Origin of the sequence: Streptococcus parasanguinis (genome assembly GCF_001069785.1) — a bacterium.
GTDB classification, from domain to species: domain Bacteria; phylum Bacillota; class Bacilli; order Lactobacillales; family Streptococcaceae; genus Streptococcus; species Streptococcus parasanguinis_T.
The window spans coordinates 1-20,264 of sequence record NZ_JVSR01000044.1; the positions used below are offsets into that span (position 1 = coordinate 1).

General features: G+C 45.3%; 17 protein-coding genes and 1 pseudogene. 17 read left to right on the forward strand and 1 reads right to left on the reverse strand.

Annotated features, from left to right (window positions below; all coding sequences use genetic code 11):
• The first annotated feature begins 434 nt into the window (after nucleotides 1-434).
• Complete coding sequence (locus ADG03_RS02875; protein ID WP_049472500.1) at nucleotides 435-1,709, forward strand: uracil-xanthine permease family protein; 1,275 nt, start codon at nucleotides 435-437, stop codon at nucleotides 1,707-1,709.
• Between the two features lie 160 nt (nucleotides 1,710-1,869).
• Here the strand turns inward: ADG03_RS02875 and ADG03_RS02880 are convergent, their stop codons facing one another.
• Nucleotides 1,870-2,211: a metal-sulfur cluster assembly factor gene (locus ADG03_RS02880; protein WP_049472501.1), complete on the reverse strand. Its 342-nt coding sequence runs from the start codon at nucleotides 2,209-2,211 to the stop codon at nucleotides 1,870-1,872.
• A 170-nt stretch (nucleotides 2,212-2,381) separates the two neighbouring features.
• Between ADG03_RS02880 and hisS the strand changes: the two genes are divergently transcribed.
• The 16 genes and pseudogenes from hisS to ADG03_RS02955 all read left to right on the forward strand — a co-directional run bounded on the left by hisS (nucleotide 2,382) and on the right by ADG03_RS02955 (nucleotide 20,209).
• Nucleotides 2,382-3,665: a histidine--tRNA ligase gene (gene hisS, locus ADG03_RS02885; protein ID WP_003010893.1), complete on the forward strand. Its 1,284-nt coding sequence runs from the start codon at nucleotides 2,382-2,384 to the stop codon at nucleotides 3,663-3,665.
• Between the two features lie 180 nt (nucleotides 3,666-3,845).
• Nucleotides 3,846-5,330, forward strand: coding sequence for a threonine synthase (gene thrC, locus ADG03_RS02890; RefSeq protein ID WP_049472502.1), 1,485 nt, complete (start codon nucleotides 3,846-3,848; stop codon nucleotides 5,328-5,330).
• Between the two features lie 50 nt (nucleotides 5,331-5,380).
• Nucleotides 5,381-6,658 (forward strand): MATE family efflux transporter, encoded by a 1,278-nt coding sequence (locus tag ADG03_RS02895; RefSeq protein ID WP_049472503.1) that lies wholly within the window; start codon nucleotides 5,381-5,383, stop codon nucleotides 6,656-6,658.
• The gene (locus ADG03_RS02900; protein WP_049472504.1) at nucleotides 6,655-7,284 is read left to right on the forward strand and encodes an HAD-IA family hydrolase; all 630 of its coding nucleotides are present in this window, start codon (nucleotides 6,655-6,657) and stop codon (nucleotides 7,282-7,284) included. Before ADG03_RS02895 ends, ADG03_RS02900 begins: the two co-directional genes overlap by 4 nt.
• Nucleotides 7,285-7,552: 268 nt before the next feature.
• Nucleotides 7,553-7,981 (forward strand): MarR family winged helix-turn-helix transcriptional regulator, encoded by a 429-nt coding sequence (locus ADG03_RS02905; RefSeq protein WP_023920160.1) that lies wholly within the window; start codon nucleotides 7,553-7,555, stop codon nucleotides 7,979-7,981.
• A gap of 15 nt (nucleotides 7,982-7,996) precedes the next feature.
• Nucleotides 7,997-8,359: a DUF1304 domain-containing protein gene (locus tag ADG03_RS02910; protein WP_003009544.1), complete on the forward strand. Its 363-nt coding sequence runs from the start codon at nucleotides 7,997-7,999 to the stop codon at nucleotides 8,357-8,359.
• 514 nt (nucleotides 8,360-8,873) lie between these two features.
• Nucleotides 8,874-10,232, forward strand: a complete 1,359-nt coding sequence (trpE, locus tag ADG03_RS02915; RefSeq protein WP_049472505.1) for an anthranilate synthase component I — start codon at nucleotides 8,874-8,876, stop codon at nucleotides 10,230-10,232.
• Nucleotides 10,229-10,789: pseudogene (locus ADG03_RS11815) on the forward strand (aminodeoxychorismate/anthranilate synthase component II); the annotation flags it as partial. The gene trpE and the pseudogene ADG03_RS11815, both read left to right, overlap by 4 nt.
• A 9-nt stretch (nucleotides 10,790-10,798) precedes the next feature.
• The gene (gene trpD, locus ADG03_RS11820) at nucleotides 10,799-11,803 is read left to right on the forward strand and encodes an anthranilate phosphoribosyltransferase (RefSeq protein ID WP_049472517.1); all 1,005 of its coding nucleotides are present in this window, start codon (nucleotides 10,799-10,801) and stop codon (nucleotides 11,801-11,803) included.
• Nucleotides 11,800-12,567 (forward strand): indole-3-glycerol phosphate synthase TrpC, encoded by a 768-nt coding sequence (gene trpC, locus ADG03_RS02925; protein WP_049472506.1) that lies wholly within the window; start codon nucleotides 11,800-11,802, stop codon nucleotides 12,565-12,567. Before trpD ends, trpC begins: the two co-directional genes overlap by 4 nt.
• Nucleotides 12,554-13,141 carry a phosphoribosylanthranilate isomerase gene (locus tag ADG03_RS02930; protein ID WP_049472507.1) on the forward strand — a complete coding sequence of 196 codons (588 nt, stop codon included), beginning with the start codon at nucleotides 12,554-12,556 and terminating at the stop codon, nucleotides 13,139-13,141. The genes trpC and ADG03_RS02930 overlap by 14 nt, the downstream gene beginning before the upstream one ends.
• Nucleotides 13,131-14,336 carry a tryptophan synthase subunit beta gene (gene trpB, locus ADG03_RS02935; protein WP_049472508.1) on the forward strand — a complete coding sequence of 402 codons (1,206 nt, stop codon included), beginning with the start codon at nucleotides 13,131-13,133 and terminating at the stop codon, nucleotides 14,334-14,336. The genes ADG03_RS02930 and trpB overlap by 11 nt, the downstream gene beginning before the upstream one ends.
• Before the next feature lies 1 nt (nucleotide 14,337).
• Nucleotides 14,338-15,114, forward strand: a complete 777-nt coding sequence (gene trpA / locus ADG03_RS02940) for a tryptophan synthase subunit alpha (RefSeq protein WP_049472509.1) — start codon at nucleotides 14,338-14,340, stop codon at nucleotides 15,112-15,114.
• 141 nt (nucleotides 15,115-15,255) lie between these two features.
• A complete protein-coding gene (locus ADG03_RS02945; RefSeq protein WP_049472510.1) occupies nucleotides 15,256-16,719 on the forward strand; it encodes an alpha-L-fucosidase in 1,464 nt (487 codons plus the stop codon).
• A gap of 257 nt (nucleotides 16,720-16,976) precedes the next feature.
• On the forward strand, nucleotides 16,977-19,622 hold the full coding sequence (gene polA, locus ADG03_RS02950; RefSeq protein ID WP_049472511.1) for a DNA polymerase I: 2,646 nt from the start codon (nucleotides 16,977-16,979) through the stop codon (nucleotides 19,620-19,622).
• Between the two features lie 134 nt (nucleotides 19,623-19,756).
• Entirely contained in the window at nucleotides 19,757-20,209 is a 453-nt protein-coding gene (locus ADG03_RS02955; protein ID WP_049472512.1) for a CoA-binding protein, read from the forward strand.
• Nucleotides 20,210-20,264: the final 55 nt, after the last annotated feature.

The window sequence follows — 20,264 nt, forward strand, 5'->3', positions numbered from 1 at the left end:
ACAATCCAAAAACAATTGAGAGGCTAGGACTTTTGTCCCAGCCTCTTTTTTTGGCTCAAAGTGGCTATTTTCGACCTTGTCGCTGAAACGTATGAATATTACATTTTGGTGGATTTGAGTGTATCATCTGTCATTTTTCTTGTAAATCAGTCTATAATTTGCTATAATTGTGACTAATCGAATCAATCCTTTAATACTGTCCAGAGAGGCAGGCAAGGAGCTATGGAAATGAAAGGCCTGGGAAGACCAGCCTATATTTTGTGTATCTCCTTGTTGTGGGGGATTTTTTTGTATAGTTGAAAAGTGGTTTGATCAAAAAAGAAATCGTCGATGATGGAAGCAGGGAGTGTGTCCTAACGATTTGGTCATCGAAGGTAGACGTTTTTGTTTAGCCATAGCTTGTCGCATCTTAATTTTAGGAGGTTTTTACGATCGTGAATGACGTTAAATATGATGTGAATGATATGCCAAAACCTGGTTTATTGATTGGTTTATCTTTCCAGCATTTGTTTGCCATGTTTGGGGCGACAGTGCTGGTGCCGATTTTGGTTGGGATTGATCCTGCCATTGCTTTGTTCTCATCTGGTTTGGGGACCTTGGCTCACTTAACCGTGACCAAGTATAAGATTCCAGCCTACATGGGATCTAGTTTTGCTTATATTGCTGCTATGCAGATGTTGATGAAGACAGATGGAATCGCAGCGGTTGCCCAAGGTGCCATGGCGGGCGGTTTGGTCTACTTGTTTGTAGCTCTGATTGTTAAGCATGCGGGTAAAGATTGGATTAATAAGGTCCTTCCACCAATCGTGGTTGGTCCCATTATCATGGTAATTGGTTTGAGTCTTGCGGCGAATGCAGTCACTGATGCGACAACCTTAAATAAAAGTTATAGCGGTTATGCTCTATTGATTTCGATGGTGACCCTCTTTGCGGTTATCCTCTTTAACATGTATGGCAAGAAGATTGTCGGTGTCGTCCCAATTTTACTTGGATTAATTGTGGGCTATATTTTCTCATTGGCTCTTGGTTTGCTGACAGGACATAGTTTTGTCAATTTCTCAGAGGTAAGTGCGGCGCATTGGATTCAAGTTCCAAACTTTGACATTCCATTTGTGGATTATAGCTTTAAGCTCTATCCAAGTGCGATTTTGACCATGGCTCCGATTGCCTTTGTGACTATGACGGAACATTTTGGCCACCTCATGGTTTTAAATAGTTTGACTGAGCGTGATTACTTCAAGGATCCAGGGCTTGACCATACGCTTACTGGGGATGGCTTGGCACAGATTATTGCTGGATTCTTTGGAGCTCCTCCGGTAACTTCTTATGGGGAAAACATTGGGGTGATGGCCCTTAGTAAGGTCTACTCAGTTTACGTTATTTCAGGCGCAGCAGTGATTGCGGTTGTCATGAGCTTTATTGGGAAGCTATCAGCACTCTTGCACTCTATTCCAACTCCTGTATTGGGAGGTTTGTCTATTGCCCTCTTTGGGGTTATCGCTGCTAGCGGTTTGAAAATTTTAGTTGAACATAAGATTGATTTTGATAATAAAAAGAATCTCTTGATTGCAAGTGTGATCCTAGTATCAGGGATCGGTGGTTTGATGATTGACCTCGGTGGTCTTCAAATCACGGGTGTGGCAACGTCAACCATTCTTGGAATTGTGTTGTATCAAATCCTTCCAGAACCAAAAGCTGATGAGGCTTAGTCCATTCTGGTAGTGAAAAAGTTTGAATGGATTCAAACATTATAAAAAACGAGGAACAAACTCTGATGGCAGAGTTTGTTCCTCGTTTTTTTATTATGGATCGATTTCCAAAGAGGCCTTCCTTTATTAGTTGACTGCGTTTATTAAATGGTAATGATTGTTATCGTGGTGGAAGACCAAGGGCGATGCGCCCGTATCGGCTGATTCGTGTAATTTTCCAAGCGGGTGACCAAGTCACTTCAACCTTGACATCTTCGATCCCATCGATTTCCTTGAGGCGCGAAACGATTTCGATCGGAAGGCTCTCAGCACAGCTACAAGCCGTATCGGTAAAGGTCATAACCACCTTGCAAGTGCCGGCTTCATCTAGATGGATCTCGTAGATCAGTCCTAGGTTATAGACATCTAACTCAACATCGGTATCAAATACAAGCTCCAATTTTTCGATTAACGACTTCTCTAGTGCCAGGGCGCGGTCATTGATTTTGATATCCTCTCTCATCGCAAGATCCTTTCAGTGTAGTATGGCTTCCATTTTCTCATAATTCGGCTGATAAGGCAAGAAGAGAAAGAGTTTTTGAACGTGTCGAACGAAGGAAATTCGGTCCAGTCTCCATTTCTCTTCGAATTTGTGGTAAAATAGAGGCAAAAGTAAGACAAAGGATGAAGGCTATGAAATTACAAAAACCAAAAGGGACCCAGGATATCCTTCCTGGCGATTCAGCGAAATGGCAATATGTAGAAGGCTTTGCACGCAAGGTCTTTGCGCGATACAATTATGATGAAATCCGCACACCGATCTTCGAACATTATGAAGTCATCAGCCGTTCAGTAGGGGATACGACGGATATCGTTACCAAAGAAATGTATGATTTCTATGACAAGGGAGACCGTCATATCACGCTTCGTCCAGAAGGAACAGCTCCTGTTGTCCGCTCGTATGTAGAAAATAAACTCTTTGCGCCTGAGGTACAAAAACCAAGTAAGTTCTATTACATAGGCCCAATGTTCCGCTACGAACGTCCTCAAGCAGGTCGTTTGCGTCAATTCCACCAAATTGGGGTAGAATGCTTTGGATCGAGCAATCCTGCAACGGATGTCGAAACCATTGCCATGGCAGCGCAATTCCTGAAAGAACTAGGGATTGACAATGTGACCTTGCACTTGAACACCTTGGGAAGCCCTGCCAGTCGTCAGGCTTATCGTCAAGCCTTGATTGATTACCTCTTGCCAATGAAGGATCAATTGTCTAAGGACAGCCAACGTCGCTTAGAAGAAAATCCGCTTCGTGTCTTGGATTCAAAAGAAAAAGAAGACAAGGCCGCGGTTGAACAGGCTCCTTCCATCTTAGACTATCTAGATGAAGAAAGCCAAGCGCATTTTGATGCGGTTCGTCGGATGTTAGAAGACTTAGGGGTAGCCTATGTCATCGATACCAATATGGTGCGTGGCTTGGATTACTACAACCACACGATTTTTGAGTTCATTACAGAAATTGAAGGTAATGAATTGACAGTCTGTGCGGGTGGTCGCTATGATGGTTTGGTTGAATACTTCGGCGGCCCTGCGACAGCTGGTTTTGGATTTGGTATCGGTGTGGAACGGATCCTTCTCGTTCTTGAAAAGAAAGGCATTGAATTACCGATCGAAACAGGTCTAGATGCCTATATCGCTGTCCTAGGAGATGAAGTCAATGAAGCAGCGCTTAGCTTGGTTCAGGCCCTTCGAATCCAAGGCTTCAAGGCAGAACGTGACTATCTTGGACGCAAACTCAAGGCACAATTTAAGTCAGCAGATGTCTTTGCGGCCAAAGCCTTGATTACCTTAGGAAGTAGTGAAGTTGAGAGCGGTCAAGTTACTGTGAAAAATAACCAAACTCGTCAAGAAGTAACGGTAGCTCTTGAAAGCTTGAAGAAAGACTTCCCATCTGTTTTAGCAGAGTTGGGATTGGCTTGATCAAATCTTTCAGACACCTGTAAAAGAGATTCGCATGAGAGTAGGGGCAAAATCGTTGCGCCTGCTCTCTTTTATCTGGATTCTATTTGCCGACCTTTGCCAAGATTTGGCGAAAAGCCGTTAAATTTTCTGACATTTATGATATAATGAGAAGACTACTAGTAAAGGAATGAAACAGTCATGACATTAGTTTACCAATCAACACGAGATGAAAAAAATACTGTAACAGCTAGTCAAGCCATCCTTCAAGGATTGGCGACAGATGGCGGTTTGTTTACTCCAGTCTCTTATCCTCAAGTAGAGCTGGATTTTGATACCCTCAAAGACGCTTCTTACCAAGAAGTGGCCAAGCTTGTTTTGTCAGCCTTTTTGGACGACTTTACAGCAGAAGAGTTGGACTACTGTATTTCTCATGCTTATGACAGCAAGTTTGATACCCCAGCTATTGCTCCTCTTGTCAAACTCGATGGGCAATACAATTTGGAACTCTTCCACGGCTCCACCATTGCCTTTAAAGATATGGCTTTGTCGATCTTGCCTTACTTTATGACAACAGCAGCTAAAAAGCACGGTTTGGAAAATAAAATTGTCATCTTGACGGCGACTTCTGGAGATACAGGAAAAGCTGCGATGGCAGGTTTTGCCGATGTTCCAGGGACAGAGATCATTGTCTTTTATCCAAAAGATGGTGTCAGCAAGGTGCAAGAATTGCAAATGACGACTCAGACTGGGGACAATACCCATGTCATCGCCATCGATGGAAACTTTGACGATGCCCAAACCAATGTCAAACACATGTTCAATGATGTGGCGCTCCGTGAAAAATTAGCAGCCAACAAGATGCAATTCTCATCAGCCAACTCTATGAACATTGGTCGTTTGGTGCCTCAGGTTGTCTATTACGTATACGCCTATGCGCAATTGGTGAAGACAGGCCAAATCACAGCGGGAGAAAAAGTCAACTTTACCGTCCCAACAGGAAACTTTGGAAATATCTTGGCAGCTTTCTATGCCAAACAAATCGGTCTTCCAGTTGGAAAATTGATCTGTGCGTCAAATGAAAACAATGTCTTGACAGACTTCTTCAAAACACATGTCTATGATAAGAAACGTGAGTTCAAGGTGACCACCAGCCCATCAATGGATATCCTGGTCTCTTCAAACTTGGAACGCTTGATTTTCCACTTGGTAGGCAATGATGCCACAAAGACCAAAGAGTTGATGGAAAGCCTCGTTGCAACAGGTCAGTACCAATTGTCCAACTTTGATGCAGACATCTTAGATTTGTTTGCGGCTGCATACGCAGATGAAGCAGAAACTGCTGCAGAGATCAAGCGGGTCTATGAAGCGTCTGATTACATCGAAGACCCTCATACAGCCGTAGCATCAGCCGTTTATCAAAAATACCGGAGCCAAACAGGGGATACTGCTAAAACAGTCATTGCCTCTACAGCAAGTCCTTACAAATTCCCTGTTGTGGCAGTAGAAGCGGTGACAGGCGAGACAGGTCTAGGCGATTTCGAAGCCTTGGCTAAATTACACACACTCTCAGGTGTTCCTGTGCCACCGGCTGTAGACGGCCTTGAAACTGCACCGGTTCGCCATCGTACAAGCGTGGCAGCCAAAGACATGCAAGCAGCCGTAGAAGACTACTTGGGACTTTAATTCTCTGTATTAGAAAGATCAAAAGAGCCGTTTGGCTCTTTTATATACTCATGAATTCATACAAAAAAATCTTAAATATCGCTCTTCCTGCCATGGGTGAAAATTTCTTACAAATGCTGATGGGCATGGTGGACTCTTATTTAGTGGCTCACCTGGGCTTGATTGCCATTTCAGGTGTTTCCGTCGCAGGGAATATCATCACCATCTATCAAGCCATCTTTTTGGCACTGGGTGCGGCAGTTGCCAGTGTTATGTCCAAAAGCTTGGGTGAAAAAAATCAAGCCAACATTGCCTACCATGCGACAGAGTCACTGAAGGTGACCTTGTTGTTGAGTGCTCTCTTAGGAGGGGCTTCGCTGTTATTTGGACGCCAGATGATTTCGCTGTTGGGGACTGAAGCTGCAGTAGCCGAAAGCGGGGGGATTTACCTTTCCTTGGTCGGCGGGACCATAGTTCTCTTAGGCTTGATGACGACCTTGGGCTCCTTGGTTCGGGTGGCCAACAATCCACGTATTCCTATGTATGTGAGCCTGTTGACCAATGTTTTGAATGCTTTATTCTCCTCTGTGGCCATTTTCCTTTTTGGCTGGGGCATTGTTGGTGCGGCTTTGGGGACTGTGCTGGCCCGTCTGGTGGGCGTCATCCTCTTGTGGCAAAAGGTCCAGCTACCCTTTGCCCCCCTTCGTTGGGGATTGGATCGTAAGCTCTTGAACTTAGCACTTCCAGCTGCCGGAGAGCGGCTGATGATGCGGGCCGGAGATGTGGTGATCATTGCGATCGTGGTTGCTTTTGGGACTGAGGCAGTCGCCGGAAATGCCATCGGAGAGACCTTGACCCAGTTTAACTACATGCCTGTGTTTGGGGTGGCCACAGCGACGGTCATGCTCGTAGCACGGAGCTTGGGTGAAGGTGATCTTGAGCAGATTGCCCGCCTTCGAAAGCAGTCTTACTGCTTATCCTTTGTGTTGATGTTGCCCATTGCTCTGAGTATCTTTTTTGGTGGCACCCTTCTGACCCATCTCTACACACAAGATGTGAAAGCGGTAGAAGCTAGCCTGTCGGTTGTCCTCTTTTCTTTGTTGGGAACGCCCTTTACAGCAGGAACGGTCATCTATACAGCTGTTTGGCAAGGCTTGGGAAATGGGAAGCTTCCATTTTATGCAACGACGATTGGCATGTGGGTCATTCGAATTGGAGCCGGTTATCTGCTTGGAGTAACCCTTGGCTTTGGCCTTCCAGGGGTCTGGACGGGGACGCTGCTCGACAATGGCTTTCGTTGGCTATTTTTGAGTCAGCTATATAGACGAAAAGTAGGAGAGAAAAAATGACAAAACGAGCCTTTATTTGGGATTTGGATGGGACCTTGCTGGATTCCTATGATGCTATTCTGGCAGGTCTTGAGGAGACCTATGCAACTTATCAGCTTCCCTTTGACCGAGCCAGCATTAAAGATTTCATCTTGAAGCATTCGGTTCAAGATCTTTTAGTAGCCGTGGCGGAGGAGTATCATCTGGATGTGACTGACTTGAATCATCGCCGAGCTGAAAGTCTAGCAGAGAAAAATGCCCAGGTCCTTCTGATGGATGGGGCGCGTGATGTCCTATCCTGGGGACAAGAAGCTGGAATTGAGCAGTTTGTCTATACCCATAAGGGAGAGAATGCCTTTGTCATCCTGCGGGACTTGGGTTTGGAATCTTTTTTTACAGAGATTTTGACCAGTCAAAGTGGTTTTGCCCGCAAGCCTGACCCAGAAGCTGCCATGTATCTGATGGAGAAGTACGGGTTGGAGCCAGAAAATACCTACTATATTGGGGATCGGAGCCTGGATATTGACTTTGCAAGAAATAGCCAGATTCAGAGTATCAATTTCTTGACGTCTGACTATCAAGGCAATCATCAGATGAACACCTTACTAGATATCCCAGCTATTTTAAACGCTGAAAAGAATCTGTAAAGAATTTGTTTTCATTTTGAAATAAAGTCGTAAGCTTTCTTTAAGAAATGTCCGCTATAATAGAAGCATAAACAAAGACCTCCTAACTTTGTTTAGAAAAATCCTAAAACTTTTCTTTTTCATAATAATCTCCCTAAGAGTCGCCAAATCAGGCGGCTTTTTTTGTGTGAAAGAATAGTGCAAGCTCTTTTTCTTGCCAGAGGATATGAAATGTTTTATAATTGATTAGTCAATTATTGATTTATCAAAAATGAATAGAGGAAGGGACATGGCAGAAATAAATGATTTGCTCTACCAACTACGCTTGGCAGATCAATCAACTACACAGTTATTTGAAAAGCGCCTAGGGATTAGCTTAACACGTTACCAAATCTTGCAGGATTTGTTAGAACAAGCGCCTTGCAATCAGATCGCGGTTCAGGAGCGCTTGCAGATTGATCCAGCGGCTTTAACCCGACATTTCAAAATATTAGAAAAGGAAGGATTTGTCCATCGGAGTCGAAATCCAAAGAATCAGCGGGAAATCTTAATTCATTTGACGGATACGGCCTATAATCGTTTGGTCAAACATCCCCCTCGCTATCATGTGGCGGTGAAAGAACAGATGAGTCGGATTTTGACTGCTCAAGAACAAGAGCAATTTTCTTACCTGCTGGACAAATTAGTATCTGGCATTGAACAAATAACAGTTGAATAAAAAGGGGAATCTACGATGTCATTACTGACGATTATTTTAGCAAGTCTTGCTGCACTGGAGCATTTGTATATTTTTTATTTGGAGAGCATCAGAACCACATCTGATACCACAAGTCGGGTTTTCAACATGGATAAAGAAGAACTCGCTCGCCCATCTGTGACCTCTTTATTTAAGAATCAAGGGATATACAATGCCTTGATTGGGGTGTTCCTCTTGTATGGATTGTTTGTCTCTAAAAATAGTGAAGTTGTTACGATTTTCGTGCTCTTTATTATTGGAGCTGCGGCCTACGGTGCGATGACAGCCAATAAAAAGATTATCTTGACCCAAGGTGGTCCTGCAATTTTAGCTTTATTGAGTATCCTATTGTTGGGATAAAAAGGACGGGCCACTAAGGCTCTTTAAGCTGATTTTATTAAATTAGTGTAGAAAAAAGTATAAAAAAAGACTAAAAATTTTATTGACTTTCTAAGAAAAAGGGTTATAATGGTAGCAACAGAAAAGTAATGAGTCAGCTATTTTCAGGGAGCTTGTGGGAATTGTGAACAAGCAATAGCGACTGATGAAAATTGGACTGTTATGATTAATGAATTCTAACCCATGTGAATTCGGTTGGCACCCCTTACCGTGCAACTCCTTGATAGAGGAGATAGAGATGTAGGGAAAGACCAGCTATTTTTCCCTATAAAAGAGGTGGCACCGCGGACACTACGCCCTCACACAGTTTTTGTGTGAGGGCTTTTCTATGTGCCTTAGCAAGCGAAGCGCGCTTAGGCACATAGATCCCAAAGCGCAAACAGAGCGATGGGATACCCTTGCTCGCCTTAGCAAGCGAAGTAGGGTGCGGTTGAATTCCTTAGAATAAAAGAGTTCTAAAAGAGAGGTTTCTGATATGAAAAAAGTTTTATCTGCTGATGTGTTGAGTCCAATTTTGGCTTATATGCGTTTGGATGCGCCCCATAAAATGATCTTGGAGTCGATCCCTCGTGAAAAAGAGAATGCGCGTTTTTCAATTGTAGCCTATCGGCCAGTCAGTGAAGTCAAGTTTGAAAATGGTGTCCTCTATTACAATGATCAAATTGTTGAAGAGGATCCTTTGGACTTTTTGAATCGCATCACGGTCAAAACGAAAACTTCTGAAGAGCTTCCTTTTAACGGTGGGGCGATTGGATTTGTCGGCTATGACTTGATTGGCCTCTATGAGAACATTGGTTCCATTCCGGAAGATACGATCGGCACACCAGATCTTCACTTTTTCTTATATGAGAGCTATGTGATTTTTGATCACAAAAAGGAAAAGGTCTATGTGGTGGAAGAGAACCTCTATAGTGGACGGAGTGAAGCAGAGCAAGTGGCGAGCTTGGAGCAAGTGTTAGCACAATTGGCAAGACCTGCAAACGAAGAGTTTCAGGACAAGGACCTGCATGCGCTTCATTTCCACAATCATTTGGAGCAAAAAGAGTTTGAGGAAATGGTGGCCCTAGCGCGGGACTATATTCGAAAAGGAGATATGTTCCAATGCGTGCTCAGTCAACGTTTCTCAGCTGATTTTTCAGGTAAACCGCTAGATTATTACCGCAATTTGCGCGTGACCAACCCTTCGAATTATCTCTACTTTTATGATTTTGGAGAGTATCAAATTATCGGTGCCAGTCCAGAAAGTCTGGTGTCAGTCAAGGACCGAGTGGTGACGACCAATCCCATTGCGGGTACACGTCCCAGAGGGCTCGATGAAGAGAGTGATCGGCAATTGGCAGCTGATCTGGTAGGGGATCCAAAAGAAGTCGCAGAACATCGGATGTTGGTGGATCTAGGGCGAAACGATATTGGTCGTATCGCTCAAAATGGATCAGTTGAAGTGACCAAATATATGGAAGTGGAATTCTTCCGTTATGTGATGCACCTGACCAGTGTGGTCAAGGGGCAATTACTTCCTGGACTAGCCTCTATTGAGGCTCTGAAGGCAACTCTTCCAGCTGGGACCGTTTCGGGTGCTCCCAAGATTCGAGCCATGAAGCGAATCTATGAAGCAGAAAAAGAAAAACGAGGCGTCTATGCGGGGGCTATTGGCTATCTCTCTGTGACGGGGGATCTTGATTTTGCTATTGCGATTCGAACCATGATCCTTAAAAATAAGAAGGCTTATGTGCAGGCTGGAGCAGGAATCGTTTATGATTCGATCGCTGAAAATGAATACCAAGAAACCGTCAATAAGGCAAAATCGATGACAAGGATTGGAGAAGAAGGATGATTTTATTAGTCGATAATTACGATTCATTTACCTACAATTTAGTACAGTATATCGGAAAATTTGATGAGGTCCAGGTGCTTCGAAATGATGATCCGGATTTGTACCAGGTTGCCCAAGAAGCAGATGCCTTGGTATTTTCTCCAGGTCCAGGTTGGCCAAAGGATGCGGGTAAGATGGAGGAGATGATCCGAGATTTCGCGGGGGTCAAACCAATCTTGGGGATTTGCTTGGGGCATCAAGCGATTGCAGAAGTTTTTGGAGGGCGCTTGGGATTGGCACCACAGGTCATGCATGGCAAACAAAGCCAGATCCAGCTAGAAGCTCCCTCTCCTCTATACGCGGGTGTCGCAAAAGAAGTCCCAGTCATGCGTTACCATTCGCTGACGATTGAAGACATGCCAGAGGATTTTGTCATTACCTCTCGAACGACGGATGATCAAGCGATTATGGGAATTCAACACCGTAGCTTACCGATTTATGGTTTTCAATACCATCCAGAAAGTATCGGGACGCCAGATGGGCTCAAGACCATCGAAAATTTTGTCAAACTAGTCAAGGAGCGGAAGATGAAACAAGTGCTTGCAAAAGTGGCGGAAGGAATGGATCTAACCAGTGCAGAGTTAGAAGCTGCTATGGAGGAAGTCGTTGCTGGTCGTGCTTCAGAAGCCCAGGTGACGGCCCTTCTTCTAGGTCTCAAAATGAAGGGAGAAACGGTTGAAGAGCGGACGGCTATTGCAAAAGTGATGCAGGCTTATGCAGTCGCTATTCCTACAGAAGTTCAAGGAGCGATGGACAATTGTGGAACTGGGGGCGATCGTTCTTATAGTTTCAACATTTCAACAACAGCTGCCTTCGTCCTTGCTGGTGGTGGCATCAAGATGGCGAAACACGGAAATCGTTCGATCTCTTCTAAATCCGGTTCTGCGGATGTACTAGAAGCTCTAGGAATTAACCTTGATTTGGGTCCAGAAGACTTGGGACGAGTGTTTGAAAAGGCGGGAATTGTCTTCCTATTTGCCAAAAATCTGCATCCTGGCATGCGCTATATTATGCCCGCTCGCTTGGCGCTAGGGGTTCCAACGGTGATGAACTTAACCGGTCCTCTTATCAATCCGATTCCTCTAGAAACCCAGCTATTGGGAACCAGTCGTCCAGATATGCTGGAAAGTACGGCGGAGATTCTAAAGAATTTGGGAAGGAAACGCGCAGTGGTGGTGAGTGGTCCACAAGGTTTGGACGAGGCAGGCCTTGATGGAGAAACCCAGCTCGCTATTCTGGAAGATGGACAGGTTACTTTATCCAGTTTTCAACCAGAAGATATAGGAATGGAGCGCATTGAAATTGATCAAGTACGAGGTGGTGACGCCAAACGCAATGCGGAAATTTTGCTCAGCGTCTTGAAGAATGAAGCGAGTCCCTTCTTAGAGGTGACGGTCTTGAATGCTGGCCTTGGTTTTTATGCCAACGGCAAAGTAGATTCTATCAAGAAGGGGATTGCCTTGGCACGTGAAGTGATTGCCAGTGGGGCTGCCCTTGAGAAATTGAGATTATTACAGGAGTATCAAAAATGAGTCAAGAATTCTTGCCAAAGATTCTAAAGGAAAAGGCGCGGGAAGTGGCTGCGATGAAAGAAGAGAAACTCCAACCTTTGCGCGAGACCTACCGCCTGTATGATTACCTAAAGAGTCATCCAGAAAAGCTTCAGATCATCGCAGAGGTGAAAAAGGCAAGCCCGAGTCTGGGAGATATTCATGTCGATGTGGATATCGTCGCGCAGGCTAAGACTTACGAAGAAAATGGGGCCGTGATGATTTCTGTCTTGACCGATGAAGTGTTTTTCAAGGGTAATATCGAGTATCTCCGGGAAATATCTAGTCGAGTGCGTATTCCCACCCTCAACAAAGATTTCATTGTGGATAAAAAGCAACTGATTCGGGCGCGAAACGCAGGGGCAACCGTGATCTTGTTGATAGTTGCAGCCTTACCAGAGGCTCGTCTGAAGGAGCTCTATGAGTTTGCGACCCATCTTGGCCTGGAGGTCTTGGTGGAGACCCATAATCTGACAGAACTAGAGATCGCTCACCGGATTGGGGCTCAGATCATAGGGGTCAATAATCGCAACTTGGTGACCTTTGAGACAGATCTTCATACTAGCCTGGAATTGGCGACAAGCTTTGAACAAGAACCGGTTTACATCTCGGAGTCTGCTATTTTCACAGCAGCAGACGCGCGCATGCTGGCTCCTTATTTTAATGGCATTCTCGTTGGGACAGCCCTCATGAAGGCAGACAATGTGGCTGAAAAAGTAAAGGAGTTGCAGATTGACAAAGGTTAAAATTTGCGGACTGTCCACTCCAGAAGCTGTCCAGACAGCTGTTGAAGCTGGTGCGGACTACATTGGTTTTGTCTTTGCACCAAGCAAACGGCAAGTGACGCTGGAGCAAGCCCGGGAGTTGGCTACAGGCATTCCAAAGGGGGTTCAAAAAGTCGGTGTTTTTGTATCACCACAAAGAGAAGAAGTGGAGCAAGCTTGCCAAGTTGTGGGCTTGGACCTGATACAAGTGCATGGGCCGATGGATGAAACCATCTTGCAAGAGTTTCCCCAACAAACGATTCGCGCTGTTCAAGTGGGGAAAGATACAGCTCTTTCTGAGACCAGTGGCGATTATCTGCTCTTTGATGCTCCTGTAGCAGGAAGTGGGCAGACTTTTAACTGGCAAGAACTCGAAACCCAAAATTTCACAAAGCCCTTCTTTATTGCAGGGGGCTTGACAGTAGATAATGTAGCAGATGCTATTCGCTTCTTTCATCCTTATGCGGTGGATGTATCCAGTGGGGTCGAGACAAATGGAATAAAAGATCAAGAAAAGATAAAACGATTTATAGAAAGGGTCAAGCATGGCATATAAACAACCAGATAAAAACGGATTTTACGGGCGGTTCGGGGGACGATTTGTCCCTGAAACCTTGATGACAGCAGTTTTAGAATTAGAAGAAGCCTATAGAGAAAGTCAAGCAGATCCTTCTTTTCAAGCAGAATTGGATCAGCTTCTGAAACAATATGTCGGTCGGGAAACACCGCTCTATTACGCTAAAAATCTTACCAAGTACATCGGTGGAGCCAAGATCTTTCTTAAAAGAGAAGATCTCAACCACACAGGGGCTCATAAAATTAATAATGCCCTAGGACAAGTTTTATTGGCACATCGGATGGGCAAAAAAAAGATCATCGCAGAAACAGGGGCCGGACAGCACGGTGTTGCAACGGCAACGGCTGCTGCTTTATTTGATATGGAATGCACCATCTACATGGGGGAAGAAGATGTCAAACGCCAAGCCCTCAATGTCTTTCGGATGGAGTTGTTGGGTGCCAAGGTTCAATCAGTAACAGATGGGTCACGTGTTCTCAAGGATGCGGTCAATGCTGCCCTTAGAGCCTGGGTAGCAAATGTGGAGGATACCCACTATATCATGGGTTCTGCTCTAGGACCTCACCCATTCCCAGAGATTGTCCGTAATTTTCAAAGTGTCATCGGTCGAGAAGCTAAACGCCAATTTGCAGAGCAAAATGACGGTGCGCTACCAGATGCAGTCTTAGCCTGTGTAGGAGGCGGATCGAACGCCATTGGGCTCTTTTATCCTTTTGTTGAAGATACATCTGTTGCCATGTATGGGGCAGAAGCTGCTGGCCTTGGAGTGGATACAGACCAGCATGCAGCAACCTTGACCAAGGGGCGTCCGGGAGTCCTTCACGGCGCCTTGATGGATGTGTTACAGGATGCTCATGGACAGATTTTAGAAGCCTTCTCGATTTCAGCAGGTCTCGATTACCCAGGAATTGGGCCAGAGCATTCTTATTTCCATGAGATCAAGCGGGCAACCTATGTGCCTGTGACAGACCAAGAAGCCCTAGAAGCCTTTCAATTGCTTTCGAAAGTAGAAGGAATCATTCCAGCTCTGGAATCGAGCCATGCTATCGCCTATGCGGTGAAATTGGCCAAGGAAATGGGGCCTGAAAAATCTATGATCGTTTGCTTATCAGGTCGTGGGGATAAAGATGTGGTACAAGTCAAAGACCGCCTAGAACAAGAGAGGGGAGAGTAAGATGGGAAAGACCTTAACAGAGCATTTACAAAAGCTGAAAGACCAGCAGCAAGGGATCTTTGTTCCTTATATCATGGCAGGAGATCATGAAAAAGGCTTGGCAGGTTTGCAGGAAACCATCCAATTTTTGGAGGAGCTTGGTGTCTCAGCTATTGAGGTTGGCATTCCTTTTTCGGATCCGGTGGCAGATGGCCCTGTGATTGAAGAGGCGGGACTACGAAGTTTAGCCCATGGGACGACGACAGAGAAACTGGTGCAAACGATCCAGCGTCTGGAGACAAGTGTTCCTTTGGTCATCATGACCTATTTCAACCCCTTGTTCCAATATGGGCTCGAAAATTTCTTTAGAGCTGTAGAAGGAACAGCGGTCAAGGGAGTGATTATTCCGGATCTCCCTCATGAGCATGCGGATCTGGTAGAACCTCTATTAGTGGATAAAGACATCGCTTTGGTGCCACTAGTGAGCTTAACCACAGGAATCGAGCGCCAGAAGAAATTGATCCAAGATGCAGAAGGGTTTATCTATGCCGTTGCTGTCAATGGAGTGACGGGGAAAGCTGGTAGCTATCGAGAGGATTTGGACCACCACTTGGCCCAATTACACGAAATAGCGTCCATTCCTGTTTTAACAGGTTTTGGAGTTTCCAGCATGGAGGATGTTCACCGTTTCAACAAGGTCTCAGATGGGGTTATTGTGGGGTCCAAGATCGTTAAGGCTCTCCACCAAGGGGAGACAGACGCCATCGCTCGTTTCATTTCTCAAGCAGTGAAGGGCTAGAAGCTTCATTTCATTCATCATCAGCTTGATTCTCCTAGATCAAGCTCTTTGTCTACTATTTTAAACATTCCCCTCGTTTGTCTTTACAAACGAGGGTTTCTCGTTACAATAGAGGTAGTAACAAGAAAAGAGGAGAAGAGCATGATAAGCCTTGAAGAGATTGATCAAGTCATCCAGTCAGGTCCTTTTGAACCAAGCTGGGACTCTCTTAGCCATCAAGTCTGTCCAGATTGGTATCGGGATGCCAAATTTGGAATGTTTATCCACTGGGGCGTCTACAGTGTACCTGCCTTTGGTTCGGAATGGTATTCGCGAAATATGTATATCCAAGGGAATCCTTGCTATGACTATCATCGAGAGCATTTTGGAGACCAGGCTATCTTTGGCTACAAGGATCTCATTCCTCTTTTTACAGCCGATCAATTTGATCCGGCATCTTGGCTAGATCTCTTTCAAAAAGCGGGAGCTCAGTATCTTTTCCCAGTTGCGGAGCACCACGATGGTTTTCAGATGTATGCCTCTACTCTCTCGCCTTATAATAGCTTAGAAATGGGGCCGAGACGAGATGTCTTAGGGGAGCTGAGGGAGGAAGCAGAAAAACGTGGCCTGCACTTCTGTACGTCCTCTCACCGGGCAGAACACCAGTTTTTCTTTTCACATGGCAAGGAATTCACTAGTGACATTCCGCAAGAAGTCCCAAGAGACAGCCTTTATTGGCCAGCCGAGCCAGAGCCCAAGGATCATTTTGATCTGACTTCCAAGCCTTATCCAAGCAAAGAATACTTGGAAGATTGGCTGTTGCGAACCTGTGAACTGGTGCGGGACTACCAACCAGAGCTCCTATATTTTGACTGGTGGATCCAGCATGAGAGTTTCCGTCCCTACTTGATGCGCTTTTTGGCTTATTATTACAATCTAGCAGCACAAGAAGATCGCAAGGTGGCTGTTTGTTACAAACAGGACGCCCTCCCTTTCGGTTCAGGAATCGTCGAGATGGAGCGGGGAGGATACGGAGAGACGCAAGCCTTTCCGTGGCAAATGGATACCGCGATCGCCCGTAATTCTTGGTGCTATACCCAGGATCTAGCCTACAAGACCAGTAAGGAATTGCTACAAAATTTAGTCGATGTTGTGGCCAAAAATGGCAATCTTCTGCTCAATATTGGACCCAAGGCAGATGGCACTATTCCTGAGCAAGACCAAGACATCCTCACAGAGATCGGGAACTGGCTGGCGGTAAATGGAGAAGCCATTTATCAGAGTCGGCCTTGGCGGGTGTCATCAGACGGACCGACCGAGGCCCAGGAAGGTTCCTTCTCAGATGGAGAAGCGCCACTCTATACCAGCCAAGATTTCCGCTATACCATGCGTGATGGTTTTCTTTATGCTATCCAGCTGGAACCAAGTGGAAGGACGGAAGAGTTGACCTTGCCGTCTCTCGCCTATGATCTCAAGCAACCGAGAATTCTTCATGCGCGCATTCAAAAGGTAGAGCTCCTTGGAGAAAGTCAGCTTCTTTCTTGGAGCCAAGATGAGACAGGGCTTCATCTTCAGTTACCAGCTTGCAGCAAAAAACAACCGCGTGTTTTGCGCCTCAGCTTTTAGTTTTCTTGAAGCTTTCTATAAGGAATCGTTTAGGTTTCTCTTGTATACTGTACTCATCCAATAAGAAATGAGGTACAGAAAATGAAAATCTCAGTTAATTATCCAAAACGCTTTAAGAAATTGCCACAACAAGGTTCTTGTTACGGCGAATAAACACTTCTCTTCATTTTTCATAAGAAACTCCTAAAGAAGGCTCTACCCGAAAGGGTAGAGTTTTTATGTACCAGAGACCTTGTGATTCGTGGTATAATAGGCCTATGGAAAAAAAGAATAAATTACTACTCATCGACGGGTCTTCCGTCGCTTTTCGTGCCTTTTTTGCACTCTATAATCAAATTGACCGTTTCAAAAATGCTAATGGTCTGCATACCAATGCGGTTTATGGCTTTAACCTCATGTTGAGCCATCTCTTAGAGCGCATCCAACCGACCCATGTCCTCGTTGCTTTTGATGCAGGAAAGACGACTTTTCGGACGGAGATGTATGCCGACTACAAAGGGGGCCGTGCAAAAACTCCAGATGAGTTCCGCGAGCAGTTTCCTTTCATTCGTGAGCAACTGGATCATTTGGGAATCCGCCATTATGAGCTGGCCCAGTATGAAGCGGATGATATTATTGGAACACTAGATAAGATGGCAGAAACTACTTCGGTGCCATTTGAAGTCACCATTGTCTCTGGGGATAAGGATTTGATCCAGCTGACAGATGACAATACGGTGGTTGAGATTTCCAAAAAAGGGGTAGCGGAGTTTGAGGAATTCACTCCGGCCTATCTCAAAGAAAAGATGGGGCTGACACCAGAGCAATTTATCGACCTCAAGGCCTTGATGGGAGATAAATCGGATAATATCCCAGGTGTGACTAAGATCGGAGAAAAGACAGGGATCAAACTACTCCTAGAGTACGGCTCTCTTGATGGCATTTACGAGCATATCGACGAGATGAAGGCTTCTAAGATGAAGGAAAACCTCATCAATGACAAGGAGCAGGCCTACCTATCCAAAACTCTCGCGACCATCGATACCAATGCGCCCATTGAGATTGGCCTGGATGATATCACCTATACGGGCCCCCATCTAGAAAATCTCGCCAAGTTTTATGAGGAGATGGGCTTCAAGCAACTCCGTCAGGCCTTGGATTTCAGTGGAGAAGAAGTAGCTCCTGTAGCTATTGACTATACAGAAGTCGAGCAAGTTACTTCAGATATGCTCACGGAAGATAGTTTCTTCCATTTTGAGATTTTTGGGGACAATTACCATACGGAACCCATCATCGGTTTCGCATGGGGGACAAAAGGTCAGCTCTACGCGAGTACAGATACTGGTCTTTTACAAACACCGATTTTCAAAGAATTTCTCGAAAAAACGCCCCTCAAGGTCTATGACTTCAAGCGGGCCAAGGTCTTGCTCAGCCACTTGGGCATTACCCTTCAAAATCCCGCGTTTGACAGTCGATTGGCCAAGTATCTCTTGTCGACCGTAGAGGACAATGAGATTTCAACCATTGCGAGTCTCTATAGTCAGATTGCGCTGCCGCTGGATGAAGTCGTTTATGGCAAGGGAGCCAAAAAAGCTATCCCAGAAAAGGCGGTCCTATTAGAGCATTTGGCACGGAAAGTCGCTGTTTTACTAGACACGGAAGAACCCATGGTAGAGCAGTTGCAGGCCCATGATCAACTAGATTTGCTCTATGATATGGAGCAACCGCTAGCAGCTGTTTTGGCCAAGATGGAAATCGCGGGGATCAAGGTAGAGCGCCAGACCCTAGAAGACATGCAGGTGGAAAACGAAGTGGTCTTGGAGCGCTTGACCCAAGAAATCTACGAGCTTGCAGGAGAAGAGTTCAACATCAATTCTCCAAAACAATTGGGCGTCATCCTCTTTGAAAAATTGGAACTCCCTCTTGAATACACCAAGAAGACCAAAACCGGCTATTCAACAGCTGTTGATGTCTTGGAACGCCTGGCTCCAATTGCACCGATCGTGTCTAAGATTCTTGAATACCGCCAAATTGCTAAGATCCAGTCAACCTATGTCATCGGTCTTCAAGATTGGATTTTGGAAGATGGGAAGATCCATACCCGTTATGTACAGGATTTGACGCAGACAGGCCGCTTGTCCAGCGTGGATCCCAACCTGCAAAACATTCCTGTCCGTTTGGAGCAAGGTCGTCTTATTCGTAAGGCCTTTGTCCCAGAAGAGGAAAACAGTGTCTTGTTGAGTTCGGACTATTCACAGATCGAACTGCGCGTCTTGGCCCATATTTCAGGAGATGAGCATTTGATTGATGCCTTTAAGCATGGGGCAGATATCCATACATCGACTGCTATGCGCGTCTTCAACATTGAAAAACCAGAAGATGTGACGCCAAATGACCGCCGCAATGCAAAAGCAGTAAACTTCGGTGTGGTTTATGGAATTTCCGACTTTGGCCTGTCTAACAACCTGGGGATCAGTCGAAAAGAAGCCAAGGCCTACATTGAGACCTATTTCGAACGCTACCCTGGCATCAAGGACTATATGGAGAGAGTGGTACGGGAAGCGCGTGATAAAGGCTATGTGGAGACTCTCTTCAAGCGCCGTCGGGAGATTCCAGATATCAATTCTCGCAACTTCAATGTTCGAGGGTTTGCGGAACGGACAGCTATTAACTCACCCATCCAAGGATCTGCAGCAGACATCTTGAAAATTGCCATGATCCACTTGGACCAAGCGCTAGAAAGAGGAGCATACAAGACCAAGATGCTCCTTCAGGTCCACGATGAAATCGTTCTGCAAGTGCCAAGTGATGAACTGGCAGCGATCAAAGAACTCGTCAAAGAGACCATGGAATCCGCTATCGAACTTGCAGTACCACTGGAAGCCGATGAAAATGAAGGCAAGACATGGTATGAAGCCAAATAAAATTGAGTTTGTTCAAAACAGAAAGCGGTAGGAAACTTTTCAGTTTCCTACCGCTTTTAACGACAAACACTTGCAATGCCTTCCGTATTGTTATACTATTTAAAGAAAGGAAACGCATACAAAAGGAGATTCTTATGGTTTATTCATTTCGCAATCCTAGTGATGGCATTATCAAACATTACCTAGAAACGAGCAAGATTATCGCTGTAGTTGGATTATCTGATCGCGAAGATACAACCAGTCATCGTGTCAGCAAGGAAATGCAAGAGCGGGGTTATCGGATTATTCCCGTCAACCCCCGTGCAGCTGGAGGTCAGATCCTTGGGGAGACGGTGTACGCTAGCTTACAGGATATCCCATTCCCAGTAGATATCGTTGATGTATACCGTCGCAGTGAGTTTTTACCAGATGTGGCACGTGATTTTATTGATACGGATGCGAAAATTTTCTGGGCACAATTGGGACTGGAAAATCAAGAAGCAGAAGAAATTCTTCGAGGAGCAGGTCGAGAAGATATCGTCATGAACCGCTGTATCAAACGGGAACATACCCGATTAATCTTGGGTGCATCCCTGTACGGAGTATAACGGACAAGAAATTGGCAGTAAAATTATAGAAGAGAACCCCAGCAGGAAACTGGGG

Excerpts from the sequence above, each read along its gene's own strand:
- ADG03_RS02910 (WP_003009544.1), top strand. The coding sequence starts at position 7,997 with ATGTCATTACTGACGATTATTTTAGCAAGTCTTGCTGCACTGGAGCAT.
- trpD (WP_049472517.1), top strand. The coding sequence starts at position 10,799 with ATGAAACAAGTGCTTGCAAAAGTGGCGGAAGGAATGGATCTAACCAGT.
- trpC (WP_049472506.1), top strand. The coding sequence starts at position 11,800 with ATGAGTCAAGAATTCTTGCCAAAGATTCTAAAGGAAAAGGCGCGGGAA.
- ADG03_RS02955 (WP_049472512.1), top strand. The coding sequence starts at position 19,757 with ATGGTTTATTCATTTCGCAATCCTAGTGATGGCATTATCAAACATTAC.
- ADG03_RS02880 (WP_049472501.1), bottom strand. The coding sequence starts at position 2,211 with ATGAGAGAGGATATCAAAATCAATGACCGCGCCCTGGCACTAGAGAAG.
- trpB (WP_049472508.1), top strand. The coding sequence starts at position 13,131 with ATGGCATATAAACAACCAGATAAAAACGGATTTTACGGGCGGTTCGGG.
- trpE (WP_049472505.1), top strand. The coding sequence starts at position 8,874 with ATGAAAAAAGTTTTATCTGCTGATGTGTTGAGTCCAATTTTGGCTTAT.
- ADG03_RS02905 (WP_023920160.1), top strand. The coding sequence starts at position 7,553 with ATGGCAGAAATAAATGATTTGCTCTACCAACTACGCTTGGCAGATCAA.
- thrC (WP_049472502.1), top strand. The coding sequence starts at position 3,846 with ATGACATTAGTTTACCAATCAACACGAGATGAAAAAAATACTGTAACA.
- ADG03_RS02895 (WP_049472503.1), top strand. The coding sequence starts at position 5,381 with ATGAATTCATACAAAAAAATCTTAAATATCGCTCTTCCTGCCATGGGT.
- hisS (WP_003010893.1), top strand. The coding sequence starts at position 2,382 with ATGAAATTACAAAAACCAAAAGGGACCCAGGATATCCTTCCTGGCGAT.
- ADG03_RS02900 (WP_049472504.1), top strand. The coding sequence starts at position 6,655 with ATGACAAAACGAGCCTTTATTTGGGATTTGGATGGGACCTTGCTGGAT.
- trpA (WP_049472509.1), top strand. The coding sequence starts at position 14,338 with ATGGGAAAGACCTTAACAGAGCATTTACAAAAGCTGAAAGACCAGCAG.
- polA (WP_049472511.1), top strand. The coding sequence starts at position 16,977 with ATGGAAAAAAAGAATAAATTACTACTCATCGACGGGTCTTCCGTCGCT.
- ADG03_RS02945 (WP_049472510.1), top strand. The coding sequence starts at position 15,256 with ATGATAAGCCTTGAAGAGATTGATCAAGTCATCCAGTCAGGTCCTTTT.